The organism is Pantoea sp. EABMAA-21 (genome assembly GCF_030053335.1).
Classification (GTDB): Bacteria; Pseudomonadota; Gammaproteobacteria; order Enterobacterales; family Enterobacteriaceae; genus Pantoea; species Pantoea communis.
Window position 1 is genome coordinate 302896 of record NZ_JASGBX010000003.1, and the last position, 15747, is coordinate 318642.

9 protein-coding genes and 3 tRNA genes are annotated in these 15747 nt (G+C 56.1%); 6 read left to right on the forward strand and 6 right to left on the reverse strand.

Annotated elements, in window-relative coordinates; all coding sequences use genetic code 11:
• Positions 1-37: 37 nt before the first annotated feature.
• Genes ptrA through recD form a run of 3 tightly spaced genes read left to right on the forward strand, consistent with a single transcriptional unit; the run spans position 38 to position 8324 of the window.
• Entirely contained in the window at positions 38-2935 is a 2898-nt protein-coding gene (gene ptrA, locus QMZ65_RS06785) for a pitrilysin (protein WP_283215650.1), read from the forward strand.
• The gene (gene recB / locus QMZ65_RS06790; RefSeq protein ID WP_283215651.1) at positions 2932-6477 is read left to right on the forward strand and encodes an exodeoxyribonuclease V subunit beta; all 3546 of its coding nucleotides are present in this window, start codon (positions 2932-2934) and stop codon (positions 6475-6477) included. The genes ptrA and recB overlap by 4 nt, the downstream gene beginning before the upstream one ends.
• Positions 6474-8324 carry an exodeoxyribonuclease V subunit alpha gene (gene recD / locus QMZ65_RS06795; protein ID WP_283215652.1) on the forward strand — a complete coding sequence of 617 codons (1851 nt, stop codon included), beginning with the start codon at positions 6474-6476 and terminating at the stop codon, positions 8322-8324. The genes recB and recD overlap by 4 nt, the downstream gene beginning before the upstream one ends.
• Before the next feature lie 224 nt (positions 8325-8548).
• Here the strand turns inward: recD and argA are convergent, their stop codons facing one another.
• Entirely contained in the window at positions 8549-9877 is a 1329-nt protein-coding gene (gene argA / locus QMZ65_RS06800) for an amino-acid N-acetyltransferase (protein WP_034823094.1), read from the reverse strand.
• Positions 9878-10109: 232 nt separating this feature from the next.
• Here argA and amiC point away from each other — a divergent pair, with 232 nt between their 5' ends.
• Positions 10110-11345 (forward strand): N-acetylmuramoyl-L-alanine amidase AmiC, encoded by a 1236-nt coding sequence (gene amiC, locus QMZ65_RS06805; protein ID WP_034823092.1) that lies wholly within the window; start codon positions 10110-10112, stop codon positions 11343-11345.
• 79 nt (positions 11346-11424) lie between these two features.
• On the opposite strand, the gene QMZ65_RS06810 is transcribed toward amiC, so the two are convergent.
• From QMZ65_RS06810 to QMZ65_RS06820, 3 genes are all read right to left on the reverse strand, one after another.
• Positions 11425-11501, reverse strand: a tRNA-Met gene (locus tag QMZ65_RS06810).
• 51 nt (positions 11502-11552) lie between these two features.
• Positions 11553-11629 (reverse strand) — tRNA-Met (locus QMZ65_RS06815).
• Between the two features lie 51 nt (positions 11630-11680).
• A tRNA-Met gene (locus QMZ65_RS06820) sits at positions 11681-11757 on the reverse strand.
• Between the two features lie 204 nt (positions 11758-11961).
• Between QMZ65_RS06820 and mltA the strand changes: the two genes are divergently transcribed.
• Entirely contained in the window at positions 11962-13110 is a 1149-nt protein-coding gene (gene mltA, locus QMZ65_RS06825) for a murein transglycosylase A (RefSeq protein ID WP_034823090.1), read from the forward strand.
• Positions 13111-13242: 132 nt separating this feature from the next.
• The gene (gene tcdA, locus QMZ65_RS06830) at positions 13243-14049 is read left to right on the forward strand and encodes a tRNA cyclic N6-threonylcarbamoyladenosine(37) synthase TcdA (protein WP_034823088.1); all 807 of its coding nucleotides are present in this window, start codon (positions 13243-13245) and stop codon (positions 14047-14049) included.
• Here the strand turns inward: tcdA and csdE are convergent.
• Positions 14037-14486: a cysteine desulfurase sulfur acceptor subunit CsdE gene (gene csdE, locus QMZ65_RS06835; protein WP_097117983.1), complete on the reverse strand. Its 450-nt coding sequence runs from the start codon at positions 14484-14486 to the stop codon at positions 14037-14039. The two genes, tcdA and csdE, sit on opposite strands and share 13 nt — an antisense overlap.
• Positions 14487-14490: 4 nt before the next feature.
• Positions 14491-15696: a cysteine desulfurase CsdA gene (gene csdA, locus QMZ65_RS06840; protein ID WP_283215653.1), complete on the reverse strand. Its 1206-nt coding sequence runs from the start codon at positions 15694-15696 to the stop codon at positions 14491-14493.
• Positions 15697-15747: the final 51 nt, after the last annotated feature.

Sequence of the window (15747 nt, forward strand, 5' to 3'; positions counted from 1 at the left end):
ACACAGCCAGCGGTAAAGGGTAAAGAAAGGGGTTTAAATGCGGATTTACGCACGCTGGATGGGAGCGCTGCTGCTAAGCATGCTGGCGCTGAATGCCTTTGCCGATAGCGATCGCGGCTGGCAGCCCATCAATGAAACAATTCGAAAAAGCGATCACGATCCGCGCAGTTATCAGGCCATCACGCTGACTAACGGTATGACGGTGTTGCTGGTGTCTGACAAAGAAGCGCCTAAATCACTGGCCGCACTGACGTTGCCTATCGGCTCGCTGGACGATCCGAATCAGCAGCTAGGGCTGGCGCACTATACCGAACACATGGTGTTGATGGGCTCAAAACGCTATCCGCAACCGGATAATCTGGCCGAATTCCTGAAAAAGCACGGCGGCAGTCACAATGCCAGTACCGCTTCTTATCGCACCGCGTTCTATCTGGAAGTGGAAAACGATGCACTGCAACCGGCGGTGGATCGTCTGGCCGATGCCATTGCAGAGCCTTTGCTCGATCCGGTCAACGCCGATCGTGAGCGTCATGCAGTTAATGCAGAGCTCACTATGGCGCGTTCGCGCGACGGCCTGCGTATGGCGCAGGTCGGGGCGGAAACCCTGAATCCAGCGCATCCAGCTTCCCGCTACTCAGGCGGTAACCTTGATACGCTGCGCGATAAGCCCGACAGCAATTTGCATCAGGCGCTGACCGAGTTTTATCACAGCCACTACTCCGCCAATCTGATGAAAGCGGTGATATACAGCAACAAATCGCTGCCAGAGATGGCCGACATTGCGGTCCAGACTTTTGGACGAGTGGCTAACCATCAGGCCATCGTACCGAAAATCGAAGTGCCGGTGGTGACCGATGCGCAGAAAGGCATCATCATCCACTACGTGCCTGCCCAACCGCGAAAACAGCTTAAAGTTGAATTCCGCATCGCCAACAACAGCGACCAGTTCCGCAGCAAAACCGATACGTTGATCAGTTACATCCTGGGTAACCGCAGTAAAAACACCCTTAACGACTGGCTGCAAAAGCAGGGGCTGGCCGACGGCGTGAATGCCGGTGCCGATCCGATGACGGACCGCAACAGCGGCGTGTTTGCCATCACGGTCTCCCTGACCGACAAAGGCCTGGCCCAGCGTGATGAAGTGGTGGCGGCGATCTTTAGCTACCTCGACATGTTGCGTAGTAAAGGCATCGATAAGGGTTATTTCGATGAGGTGTCGCATGTGCTGGCGCTGGATTTCCGCTATCCGTCGATCACCCGTGACATGGATTATATTGAATGGTTAGTGGATACCATGCTGCGCGTGCCAGTGGATCATACGCTGGATGCACCTTATCTCGCGGATAACTTTGACCCTGCGGCAATCAAATCTCGTCTGGATGAGATGACACCGCAAAATGCCCGCATCTGGTATATCAGCCCGAATGAGCCGCACAACAAAGAAGCCTACTTTGTGAATGCGCCTTACCAGGTCGATAAGATCAGTGATGCGCAGTTCAGTGACTGGCAGCAGCGTGGCGCGCATATTCAACTGTCGATGCCGACGCTGAATCCGTATATCCCTTCTGATTTCTCCATTATGCCTGGCGATGGCAAAACGTATACGCATCCGGTGGCGCTGACCGACGGTGACAGCATGCGCATCTACTGGATGCCAAGCCAGTTCTACGCCAGTGAACCAAAGGCAGCCATTACTCTGGCACTGCGCAACAAAGCGGCAATAAGCGACGCGCGTCAGCAGGTGTTATTTGGTCTGAATGATTATCTCTCAAGCGTGGCGCTGGATGAGTTGAACTCGCAGGCGTCAGTGGGGGGGATCAGTTTTTCTACCGGTGAAGATGACGGCATTGTGTTCAGCGCCAGTGGTTTTACCCAGCGTCTGCCGGAGTTACTGAAAAAACTGGTTGAGGGCTATGCCAGCTTCCAGCCGGACGCACAGCAACTGGAACAGGCAAAATCCTGGTATCTGGATCGACTGGAAGCCGCCGAGAAGGGCAAAGCCTTCGAGCAGGCGATTCAACCGATGCAGATGCTGTCACAGCTGCCGTATACCCAGCGTGAGACGCGCCGCAAGTTAGTGAAAGATCTGACGCTGAAAGACGTGACGGATTACCGTGATGCCTTACTGCGCAACGCCACGCCGGAAATGATGGTGGTGGGCAACCTCTCCGCCGATCGCGTTAAACAGCTGGGCACCGATCTGCAACAGCAGTTGCACAGCGATGGTCACAGTTACTGGCACAGCGATTACGTGGTGATCGATAAAGCCATGAAGGCCAACCTGCAAACCGCAGGAAGCAGCACGGATTCAGCACTGGCAGCACTCTACGTGCCACTGGGTTACGACGAGTATCAAAGCATGGCCAACAGCACCATGTTGAGCCAGATTGTCCAACCCTGGTTCTATAACCAACTGCGCACCCAGGAACAGTTGGGCTATGCGGTGTTCTCGTATCAGATGCCGATTGGTCGCCAGTGGGGGATTGGCTTCCTGCTGCAAAGCAACAGCAAGCAGCCAGCCTATCTGATGCAGCGCTTTGAGGCGTTTTATCCGCAGGCTGAGCAACGCCTGCGCGACATGAAACCGGAAGATTTTGCCCAGTATCAGCAGGCGCTGATCAATGACTTAAAACAGCGCCCGCAAACGCTTGATGAAGAAGCGAATCGCTACAGCCGTGACTTCAACCGGCAGAATTTTGCTTTCGATACCCGTGAAAAAGCCATCGAGCAGATTCAAAAGCTCACGCCGCAGGGCGTGGCCGATTTCTTCCATAAAGCGGTGCTGGAACAGCAGGGTATGGCGATGATTTCGCAGATTGGCGGTAGCCACGATGGCGCCACCAAAGATGATTATGCACCTCTGCCGGGCTTCACGACCTGGGATCAGGTGGAGAAGCTACAGCAATCCCTGCCGGTTAAGAGTGACGCGCAATGAGTCTGATTCAGCCGCCAGAACCGCTCAATCCGCTGACGCTGCCGTTGCGTGGCGAGCGGCTGATTGAGGCGTCTGCTGGAACCGGTAAAACCTTCACTATTGGTCTGCTTTATCTGCGGCTTTTGTTGGGGCTGGGCGGGCAACATGCCTATGCCCGGCCACTGTCGGTCGAAGAAATTCTGGTCGTGACCTTTACTGAGGCGGCCACCGCAGAGCTGCGCGGACGTATCCGTGCCAACATCCATGAGCTGCGGCTGGCCTGCATTCGCGGTACCAGCCGCAATCCGATGCTGATGCAGTTGCTACTGGAGATGCCGCAACCTGCAGAAGCGGCATCGCTACTGCTGGCTGCAGAGCGGCAGATGGATGAAGCGGCGATCTTTACTATCCACGGCTTTTGTCAGCGCATGCTCAATCTCAACGCCTTTGAATCCGGCATGCTGTTTGAACAGCAGCTGATTGAAGATGAACAACAGCTGCTGCGTCAGGCCACTGCCGATTTCTGGCGTCGCCACTGTTATCCACTCTCGTTGGATATCGCCCGCGTGATTGTCAGTGAGTGGAGTGGTCCGGAGCAATTGCTGGCGACGTTGCGGCCGTGGCTGCAAGGCGAATCACCTAACCTGCGTTTAGCGCCCGCTGACGACGAAACGCTGACGATGCGCCACAACGAAAACCTGGCGCGTATTAACGCGATGAAAGCCGAGTGGCGCGCGGTGGGTGAAGAGGTGCTGACGCTGGTGGGGCAGTCCGACGTGGACAAACGCAGCTACAGCAGTAAAAATCTGCCGGTGTGGGTGAATAAAGTCAGTTTCTGGGCACAGAGTGAAACCCTGGATTATCAGGTGCCCGCAGAGCTGGCGCGCTTTGGTCAACGGGTGCTGGAGGAGAAAACCAAAAAAGGCCATCCTCCGCACCATGCCCTGTTTGCGGCCATCGACCTGTTTCTGACTCAGCCCATTTCACTACGCGATTTGCTGATTGCGCGCGCGCTGGTGGATATCCGCGCCGCCGTACGGAAAGAGAAACGCCAGCAGGCGCTGCTGGGTTTTGATGATCTCCTGAGCCGACTGGATGATGCCCTGCAGCAGCCTGCAGGAGAAATGCTGGCGCAGGCGATTCGTCAGCGTTTCCCGGTGGCGTTAATTGATGAGTTCCAGGACACCGATCCGCAGCAATACCGTATTTTCCGTACGCTGTACGGTAATCAGCCTGACCATGCATTGCTGTTAATTGGCGATCCAAAACAGGCCATTTACGCCTTTCGTGGCGCAGACATTTTTACCTATATTCGCGCACGTAATGAAGTGAGCGCGCATTACACCCTCGACACCAACTGGCGCTCTTCGCCAGCAATGGTGGAGAGCGTCAATCAGCTGTTCAATCGGCTCGAAGCGCCTTTTGTCTTTGATGCTATCCCTTTCTTGCCGGTGCACTTCGCTGAGCCAAATCAGACGCTTTCTCTCACACTGGATAACCAGGATCAGGCGGCACTGCGTTTCTGGCTGCTGCCGGGCGACGGGTGCAGCGTAGGCGATTATCAGCAGGCGTTAGCGCGACAGTGTGCCGCGGATATCAGCCACTGGTTACAGGCGGGGCAGCAACAGCGTGCACTGCTGGGTAAAGCGGCCGCGCAACGCCCGGTGCAGGCATCGGATATCACGGTGCTGGTGCGCAGCCGCAACGAAGCCAATCTGATCCGCGAAGCACTTAACCAGCTTGGCATTCCCTCGGTCTATTTATCGAACCGCGACAGCGTCTATACCACGCCCGAAGCGCGCGAGTTGCTGTGGTTACTGCAGGCGGTGCTGGCTCCCGAGCAGGAGCGCATGCTGCGCACGGCGCTCGCTACCTCGCTGTTTGCCTTTGATGCGGCACAGTTGGATGCATTGGATCAGGATGCGCGTGGCTGGGATGAGCTGGTGGAGACTTTTGCCCGCTGGCAACTGCTGTGGCAGCAGCGCGGCGTACTGCCGATGCTGCGCCAGCTGATACAGGAACGCCAGCTTGCGGAAAACCTGCTCGCCTCAGAAAATGGCGAACGCCGCCTGACCGATTTGCTGCATCTGGGTGAACTGATGCAGGAAGCGGCGGCGCAGCTCGACAGCCCGCACGCGCTGGTGCGTTATCTGGCGCAGCAGATAGCCAGCCCGGACAGCCAGTCGTCCAGCCAGCAATTGCGTCTGGAAAGCGATCGCCATTTGGTGCAGATCGTCACTATCCATAAATCCAAAGGTCTGCAATACCCACTGGTATGGCTGCCGTTCGCTGCCGGATTCCGCGAGGCGGATACCGCGCTGTATCACGATCGCGACAACTTTGAGGCGGTGCTGGATCTGCAGGCCGATGATGCAAGCCTGGCGATGGCCGAGCAGGAGCGTTTGGCCGAAGACCTGCGCTTGCTGTACGTGGCACTTACCCGTTCGGTGTATCACTGTAGCGTAGGTGTGGCACCGCTGTTTCGCGGCACGCGCAAAAAAGAAGGCGAGAGCGATCTGCATAAAAGCGCACTGGGCCATCTTTTGCAGCGTGGTGAAGCGGCGACAGCGGCACAGCTGGAAACTTTACTCAATCAGCACAATGTCGCGGGTACCGAGGTGATACACGTGCAGGAACAGGTAGCCGAACGCTGGCACGCGCCTGATCCCGCTCATGACACATTGGCTGCCCGCACCGTTAGCCGCACGCTGGTGGAACCCTGGCGCGTCACCAGCTACTCAGGCTTGCAGCAACACGGTAGCCAGCGACTACTTGATGTGATGCCACGCTTCGATCTGGAAGCCGCAGGCGAAGAACAGCAGGAAGAGATCGCTGAAGCTGCACTGACACCGCACCATTTCCCGCGCGGCGCCGCGCCGGGGACTTTCCTGCATGAACTGTTCGAATCTCTCGATTTCCCACATCCCCCCACGGCCGCATTGCTGGAGCAACATCTGCAGCAGAATGGGTATCCATTACACTGGCAACCGGTACTGACGGATTGGATTGCGCGCGTGGTGAGTACGCCGCTCAACGATCAGGGGATACAGCTCGGTCAGGTACAGACCAGCGATCGACTCGTGGAGATGGGCTTCTACTTGCCGATTGACGGTTTGCTGACCGCGAATGATCTGGATGCGCTGATCCGTCAGGATGCTTTATCGTCCGATGCGCCGCCGCTCGATTTTCGTGAGGTACAGGGCATGTTGAAAGGCTTCATTGACTTGGTGTTCCGCTGGCAAGGCAAATATTACCTGCTGGATTACAAATCCAACTGGCTGGGCGACAGCCACGAAGCTTATACGCCAGCAGCGATGAGACAGGCGATGATCGACCACCGCTATGATTTGCAATATCAACTCTACACGCTGGCGCTACATCGCTATCTTCAACATCGCCTGGCAGATTATGACTACGAGCAGCACTTTGGCGGCGTGTTTTATCTGTTCCTGCGTGGCATGGATGGCACTTCACCGGCCAACGGCGTATTCCACACACGGCCAACTCTGGATTTTGTTTCACAACTGGATAGCCTGTTTCGCGGGCAGGGAGCCTCGGCATGAGTGGCATTACAGCGCTACTTCAACAGGCGGTTGAGCTGCGTTTGCTGCGCTCACTGGATGTTCAGTTCGCCCTGTTGCTGGCGGATGACACGCAGCCAGCACGCCTCCTGGCGGCTGCCTGTCTCAGCGCGGAAGCGGGTGAGGGGCACGTCTGCTTACCGCTGTCACAGCTGAGCCGTGAAGGGTTATTCAATGGCCGCCATCCTGAACTGGCGCAGGCCATCTGGCTGGCGGCGGGCGAGCCGCAGGACTGGACGCAAATTCTGGCTGGCTGGCCTGCTCTGAGCAACAGCAACAACGAGCAGGCAGCACCGATTGTACTGACCGAAGGCCGTCTTTATCTGCATCGTCTCTGGCACCATGAAGGGCAGGTGGCGCGTTTCTTTCAGGCGCAGTCTGCTCCGCAGGCATTTCCTGATGGAGAGGTGCGTGCGGTACTGGATAACCTGTTTGGTACTGAACCCGATGACTGGCAAAAAATCGCGGCGGCGGTGGCGCTAACGCAGAAAACAGCAGTCATTTCCGGCGGCCCAGGCACCGGGAAAACCACCACCGTGGCAAAATTGCTGGCGGCATTGATTCGCCTGAGCCAGGGTGCACTGCGCATTCAACTGGCAGCCCCGACCGGCAAAGCGGCGGCGCGTTTAACCGAATCGCTCGGTAAAGCGCTGCAAAAACTGCCGGTCAGCGACACTGAGCGCCAACGCTTCCCAGCGGAAGCTACCACGCTGCACCGTTTGCTAGGTGCCCAGCCCGAAACCCAGCGCTTGCGCTATCACGCCGGTAACCTGCTGCATCTGGATGTGCTGGTGGTGGATGAAGCCTCAATGGTTGATTTGGGCATGATGGCCAATCTCATCGCCGCACTGCCACCCCAGGCGCGCGTGATTTTTCTTGGTGACCGCGATCAGCTGGCGTCAGTAGAAGCCGGTGCGGTATTGGGCGATATTTGCCGCTGTGCGGAAGCGGGATACAGCGTCGCGCGTGCAGCCCAGCTGAGTGCGTTAACCGGTTGCCAGGTTGAAGGCCACGATGATGACAGCGCGCCAGCCGTGCGCGACGCCATCTGCCTACTACGCAAGAGCTATCGCTTTGATGCTAACTCGGGCATCGGCAAGCTGGCGGCTGCGGTCAATGCCGGTGAGCCAAAGGCGGTTGAGGCGGCATTTAACGCGGGCTTCAGCGATATATCACGCCAGCCACTTAATGATGGCGAGGCCTATCAGGCAATGCTGAATGCTATCGCGGAAGGCTACAGTCCATTCCTGCGGCTGGTGAGCCAGCGAGCACAGCCCGCAGAGATTCTGCACGCATTTGGGCGTTATCAGCTGCTGTGCGCACTGCGCGAAGGGCCGTTTGGCGTGCAGGGATTAAATCAGCGTATTGAGCAAAAACTGATGCAGATGCAGCTGATTCGTCGTCCGCTGGGGGGGAGCCGCTGGTATCAGGGCCGTCCGGTGATGGTGACTCGCAATGACAGCGCGCTTGGGCTGTTTAACGGCGATATTGGCATTACGCTGTTTGATGATGAAGGGCTGCTGAAAGTTTTCTTCCCGTTGCCGGATGGCAGCATCAAAGCCGTACAGCCAAGCCGGTTACCGGCGCATGATACGGCCTGGTCGATGACGGTGCATAAATCGCAGGGATCGGAGTTCGAGCATACCGCGCTGGTGATGCCGGCACAGTTTTTACCGGTACTCACCCGCGAACTGATTTACACCGCCATTACGCGTGCGCGCAAACAGTTAACCCTTTACAGCGATGAAGGCGTATTTCGTCGTGCGGTGCAATTACGCACTCAGCGTCGCAGCGGATTGTTGGACCGGTTAAGCGGAGAGTCATTCTGAGCGAGAGTTGAGGTCGGTAAAGAAACCGACCGCAGGCAATGCAGATGTTTTATTGGATGCGCGTGGATGCGCATCCTGACAACGTTATCAGTTTAAGACGTTGGGCAATTCCAGACCGTTTAGCGAAACCTACCCTACGCTGCCTTTAACTGCCTTTAACTGCCTTTAACTGCCTTTAACTGCCTTTAACTGCCTTTAACCGCGTTAGCTGGCATTCCCCGCCGTTAGCGCAAATCCGCCATCAGCACTTTGGACCGGCGCTGATAGTTATACATCTGCTTCTTACTCTCCGGCAATGACTCAATATCCACCGGCGTAAAGCCACGTTCCTGGAACCAGTGAATACTGCGGGTTGTCAGTACAAACAGCTTCTTCAGGCCCATTTGACGAGCCTGTAGCGCCACACGCTCCAGCAACAGCTCACCGCGTGAAGAACTGCGGTAATCGGGATGCACCGCCACGCAGGCCATTTCACCAATCTGCTCATCCGGGAACGGATAGAGTGCAGCACAAGCGATGGTCAGATTATCGCGCTGAATAATGGTGAATTTGTCGATCTCCATTTCCAGCTGCTCGCGCGAACGACGCACCAGAATGCCTTGCTGCTCCAGCGGGCGAATCAATTCGAGAATGCCGCCAATATCGTTGATGGTGGCGCGACGAATCTGCTCAGCGGACTCCATCACAATCTGCGTACCAATACCGTCACGCGAGAACAGTTCCTGAATCAATGCGCCATCTTCCTGATAGCTGATCAGGTGGCTACGACGCACGCCGCTGCGGCAGGCTTTCACCGCGCCGCGCAGGAAACGCACGGTGCCTGACAGGAAATCACCGTCGTTCTCCATCTCATCGATACGCGCCTGCGCTTCGTTGGGGAACAGCTCAGAGATAATCGTACCTTCGCGGTTGGTGACGCCTTGTTCAGAGCAGAAGCCAATCATTTTCTCGGCTTTTAGCTTAATCGCCAACTGCGTGGCCACTTCTTCTGATGTCAGGTTAAAGCTTTCACCGGTCACCGACACCGCGACTGGGCCGAGCAGCACAATGGCATCATTATCCAGCTGACGATGGATGGCTTCTTCATCAATACGACGAATACGGCCGCTATGGCAGTAGTCCACACCATCATCGACGCCCAGCGGCTGGGCAATAATAAAGTTACCGCTTACCACGTTGATGTGCGCGCCCTGCAGCGGGGTGTTATTCAGGCTCATCGACAGGCGTGCGGTGATATCCAGCTGCAAACGTCCTGCTGCCTGCTTCACCAGTTCCAGTGATTGGGCATCGGTTACGCGCGTGTGTTTGTGGTAAATCGGTTCCAGCTGCTGTTGCGCCATGCTGGCATCAATTTGCGGTCTGGCACCATAGACAACCACCAGGCGAATGCCGAGACTATGCAACAAGCCAATGTCGTTAACGATGTTGGAAAAGTTCTCATGCTCGATAGCTTCGCCGCCAAGCATAATGACAAAGGTCTTGTCACGGTGGGCATTTATATAGGGAACGGTATGGCGAAAACCCTGAACCAGTTCAGTACTACGTTCCTTCACGGCAAACCCTCTGTGAATGTTTATTCGTAATTTGTGTATTTTTATGCTCTTTTGCCAGCTAATGCAAGTGCCGGGCCTGACGTTACTTTACGATTTTCCTGATGCAACCCTCGCTAACAGCCTGCATTATCTGGTTTTTCTGGCAAAACATGACACGGCTTGTTAAGCAAAGTTTTCGCCTTCCTCTCGTCAATTGACGATATTTTAGACACTACACGGCAGTTGGAGCGGCATGTCCCAGGCTTTTACACGACGACGATTATTGCAGGGCGCGGGTGCGCTCATGCTATTAAGCGTAACGCGAACCGGGCTGGCGGCCAGTCAGCACATTGTGGCGGTGCGCATCTGGCCATCGTCAACCTACTCCCGCGTGACGCTGGAGTCGAACGTCCCCCTCAAGTACAAACAGTTCACGTTGAGCAATCCCGATCGTCTGGTGATCGACATCGATAACCTGCATATCAATCCGGTCCTGAGAGGGGTGGATAAGCAAGTGCGCGTTGACGATCCCTATATCAAACATGCGCGAGTTGGCCAGTTTGATGCCAACACGGTGCGAGTGGTGCTGGAGCTGAAACGCAACGTGGCGCCGAAGATCTTCACGCTGGCACCGGTTGCGGGCATCAAACATCGCTTAGTGGTCGATCTCTATCCGAGCCAGCCCTCGCCGGAAGAGGATCCGCTACTGGCGTTACTGAACGATTACAACCAGGGCGATCTTGAGCGTGATCAACCGGCGCAAGCACCTTTGCCGGGCAAAGCGGGGCGCGATCGTCCGATCATCATCATGATCGATCCCGGCCACGGTGGCGAAGATCCCGGTGCGCATGGCAAATACAAAACGCGCGAAAAAGACATTGTGTTGAAGATTGGTCGCTATCTGAAGGCGCTGATCGACAAAGAGCGCAACATGAAGGCGTATATGACGCGCAACGAGGATGTGTTTATCCCGCTGCGCGTGCGGGTAGCGAAAGCACGTAAACAGCGCGCCGATCTGTTTGTCTCGATTCACGCCGATGCTTTTACCAGCCGTGCGGCGCGCGGTTCGTCGGTGTTCGCCCTTTCGACCAGCGGCGCAACCTCAACCGCAGCGCGCTTCCTGGCACAAACCCAGAACGAATCGGATCTGATTGGTGGGGTGAGCATGAGCGGTGACCGCTATCTGGATCACACCATGTTCGATATGGTGCAGCGGCAGACCATCAGCGACAGCCTTAAGTTCGGCAAAGAGGTGTTATCGCGCATGGGCCACATTAATCACCTGCATAAACGCACGGTGGATCAGGCGGGGTTTGCGGTGCTCAAAGCCCCGGATATTCCGTCGATTCTGGTGGAGACCGCGTTTATCAGTAATGTGGAGGAGGAGCGTAAGCTGCGCACGCCGCGTTATCAGCATCAGGTGGCTGAGGCGATTCTGCATGGGATTAAGGCGTATTTCGATAAAGGTGCGGTGCTGGCGCGTCGCTGAGAGGAGGGCGGCCACTGCGCCGCTTTTTTTACCGGAAGCCAAAAACAAAAAAACACCCGTTAAGGTGCTTATCTGTAATTGGTTGCGGGGGCCGGATTCGAACCGACGACCTTCGGGTTATGAGCCCGACGAGCTACCAGGCTGCTCCACCCCGCGTCCGTCTGCCGCATTAAGCGACTTTTCACATTGTATTCTTCTTAAGACAATTGGTTGCGGGGGCCGGATTCGAACCGACGACCTTCGGGTTATGAGCCCGACGAGCTACCAGGCTGCTCCACCCCGCGTCCGTCTGCCGCATTAAGCGACTTTTCACATTGTATTCTTCTTAAGACAATTGGTTGCGGGGGCCGGATTCGAACCGACGACCTTCGGGTTATGAGCCCGACGAGCTACCAGGCTGCTCCACCCCGCGTCCGTGGATGCGCACTATACTCTCGACGCGCGGCGATGCAACCCCTTTTTGTGTTAAAGCCTTAAATTTACAGCCAGTTGGTGATTAATAGTGCCATTGGGCGATTAATTGTACAGATGTGAGCGCGGTAACTCGTGGCGGATTTCATTCTCTCTGCCCCTTTGCTATCGTCGCGGTGCAAACAACCGAGAAAAAGAGAAAGTGATGAAAGGACATTGGGCGAAGTATGCACTTACTGGCGCGTTTCTCGCGCTGTTAGCAGGTTGTAGTTCTAAACCGACTGACCGTGGTCAGCAATATATTGATGGCAAGCTGGAGCAACCGCTTGGGCTGGTCAATGAACCGAATGCCAAAGGGCGCCCGGTGAATGGCAGAGATTTTGGTGTGCAGATTCAGCAGATTCAGAGTGCCTCCAGTGGCTTATACAGCCGCAACACCGGCACTTACAGCGCTATTCAGAACTGGCTGCTCTCCGGTGCCGATACCCGTCAGTTGAGCCAGTTCGGACTTAACGCTTATCAGATGGAAGGCACCGATAATTACGGTAACGTGCAGTTTACCGGCTACTACACCCCTGTGGTGGAAGCGCGCTACACGCGTCAGGGTGAGTTCCAGTATCCCATTTATCGCATGCCACCGCGCACGCGCGGTCAGAAGCTGCCGAGCCGTGCTTCTATATATAGTGGCGGACTTGACGATCGTTACGTGATTGCCTGGAGCAACTCGCTGATCGACAACTTTATGATGGACGTGCAGGGTAGCGGCTACGTTGATTTCGGCGACGGTCGCCCGCTGCGCTTCTTCGGCTACGGCGGCAAAAATGGCTGGGCCTATCACAGTATCGGCAAAGAACTGATCGATCGTGGTGAAGTGAAGCGAGAAGATATGTCGATGCAGGCGATTCGCCAGTGGGCACAGGAACATACGCCGGAGCAGGTGCGTGACGTGCTGGAGACCAACCAATCGTTCGTGTTCTTTAAACCAGAAGAGTATGTGCCGGTGCGCGGTGCCAGCGCAGTGCCTTTGATTGCCAAAGCGTCTGTCGCATCCGACCGTTCATTGATTCCCGCAGGTACGGCGCTGTTAGCCGAAGTGCCGCAGTTGAACGAGAAGGGCAAATTTAACGGCAAGTATGAGATGCGCCTGATGGTGGCACTGGATGTGGGTGGGGCGATTAAAGGTCAGCACTTCGACATCTATCAGGGTGTGGGTCCAGACGCTGCGCATCTTGCCGGATTTTATAATCACTATGGCCGCGTTTGGGTGCTGAAAGCCGCGCCAGGTGCAGGACAGCCGCTGTTCAGCAATCCGCAAAATGGCAATAATGGTTCACTGATTATCGGGGCGAATTGATATTCTTCCCTGCGGCAAATCAGCGGGAGTATTCAGCTGATTTGCCATGGGTCGCCAGTCTTCGCGATCCAATGCGTCCATCACTGTTTCTGTAGGGTGCGTATTCATGCGCACCGCATCAAAAGGTTTGATATGAAAGTAGTCAGCGATGCCTGGCGGCAACGTTTTGGCGGTACGGCACGTCTGTATGGGGAAGAGGCGCTGCAGCGTTTTGCCGACGCCCATTTTTGTGTGATTGGTATCGGCGGTGTCGGTTCGTGGTCCGCCGAAGCGTTAGCGCGCACCGGGATTGGTAAAATCACGCTGATCGATATGGACGACGTCTGCATTACCAACACCAATCGCCAGATCCACGCCCTGCAAGGAAAAGTAGGACAAGCGAAAACCGAGGTGATGGCGGAGCGTATTCGCGCCATAAATCCTGAGTGCGAAGTGATCTGCATTGATGATTTCATCACGCCGGATAACACCGCTGAAATGCTGTCAGCCGGTTTTGATTACGTGATTGATGCAATTGACAGTGTGCGCCCTAAAGCCGCGCTGATTGCCTGGTGTCGTCGTAACAAGATCCCGCTGATCACTACCGGCGGTGCGGGCGGGCAAATCGATCCGACGCAGATTCAGGTCAGCGATTTAGCCAAAACTATTCAGGATCCGCTGGCGGCAAAACTGCGTGAGCGCTTGAAAGGCGACTTTGGTGTGGTGAAGAACAGCAAAGGCAAGTTAGGGATTGATTGCGTGTTTTCCACTGAGGCGCTGGTTTATCCTCAGCTGGATGGCAGTGTTTGTACTTCCAAAAGCACCGCAGAAGGCCCGAAACGTATGGATTGTGCGGCGGGCTTCGGTGCGGCCACCATGGTGACCGCCACTTTCGGGTTTATCGCGGTGTCGCACGCGTTGAAGAAATTCCTCGCACGCGCGGCGCGTCAGGCTGCTTGATGCGCGCGCGCGTGGCGCTGCACTGCATCTGCCAACGCTTTTAAGCCACTGCTGCGTGAGGCGCTAAGCTGCGCACGCAGGCCTAAAGTATCAAACAACGCCAGCGGATCTTGTGCTAACAGATCGGCTGGCGTTTTGCCTTCCACCGCCGTCAACAGCACCGCCAGCAAACCGCGCACGATGCGGCCTTCACTGTCGCCGTAAAAGTGAAGTTTGCCGTTGGGTAGCCGTTGGCTGCTCAGCCAGACACGATTTTCGCAACCGCTCAGCTCAATCTCTGCCGTCTTCACGTCATCTTCCAGAGCGGGTAACTGGCGGCTGAGCTGGATCAGCTGGCGATAGCGATCTTCCCACTGATGAAAATGGGAAAATTTTTCGGTCAGGCTGGCTTCAGTAATCACATCGCCAAACGGATGTGGGCCGATCAGGGTGGTCATAACGTTATTCACTCAACAGGTCTACGGCATGATGCATGGCGCGCACCAGCGCATCCACGTCCTGCAAATTATTATAGGGGGCGAATGATACGCGCAGGGTGCCGCTAACACCCAGTGCCGCCATTAATGGCTGTGCACAGTGCTGTCCGGCACGCAGCGCAATATCCTGCTCTGCCAGCAGAGTGACAATATCGCTGTGATGAATGTCCGCGATATCAAACGCCAGCAAACTGGCATTACCACAACGGAAACTGCGAAAGCCGGGAATCTCGCCTAATTGCTCTTCGGCGAGGCTGGCCAGTTGCTGGCTCCACATCTCTGCTTTTTCAGCGTGGTGATGCGACAGCCATTCCAGCGCCGCGCTCAGGCCCACCACGCCCGCGACATTGGGCGTGCCGGCTTCAAATCGCCACGGTACCGCCTGCTGCGTTAAGCCATTAAAGTCGACGTGCGTTAACATCTTGCCGCCGCCTTGCCACGCATCCATCTCTTCCAGCAGCTCGGCTTTGCCGTACAGCGCACCAATCCCCATTGGGCCATACAGCTTGTGCGCGGAGAAGGCGTAAAAGTCGATGTCCAGCGCCTGAACGTTGGGGGGCGCGTGCACCACGCCCTGTGCGCCATCTACCATCACTTTGGCGCCAACATGATGTGCCAGGGTAATCGCCTGTGCCAGATCCGGACAGCCACCGGTGACATTCGACATCTGCCCAATCGCCAGCAGCTTAGTGCGTGCGTTTAGCAAATCAGGCAGTAGACGAATATCGGGCAGACGATCCGCGCCAATCGGCCATTTCACCACTTTCGCGCCTGCGGCTTGTGCCACCTTTAACCACGGCACCAGATTGGCGTGATGCTCGGCTTCGCTGACTACGATTTCATCGCCAGGTTGTAAGCGCGGTGCCAGCCAGCTGTGCGCCACCAGATTGATGGCCTCCGTGGTGCCACGCGTCCAGACAATCTGACGGTCATCGCCCGCGTGCAGCCATTTGGCCACCCGGCCGCGCGCCTGTTCATACTTCTCTGTCAGGTCGCGTGCTGATTTGAACTGGCTGCGATGCACGGTGCCTGCGCTCAAGCTATAGAACTGCGATGTGGCGTCGATCACAGCCTGAGGCTTCAGGGCAGTGGCTGCGCTATCAAGATAAACGCCCGCATCGCTTAATGCCGGAAACTGCGCACGGAAGGCGGTTGGGGAGAAGATGGTCATACGAAACCCACTGTATTCAATTTTAGGACCAGGCTGAAACCCGGCCGATTC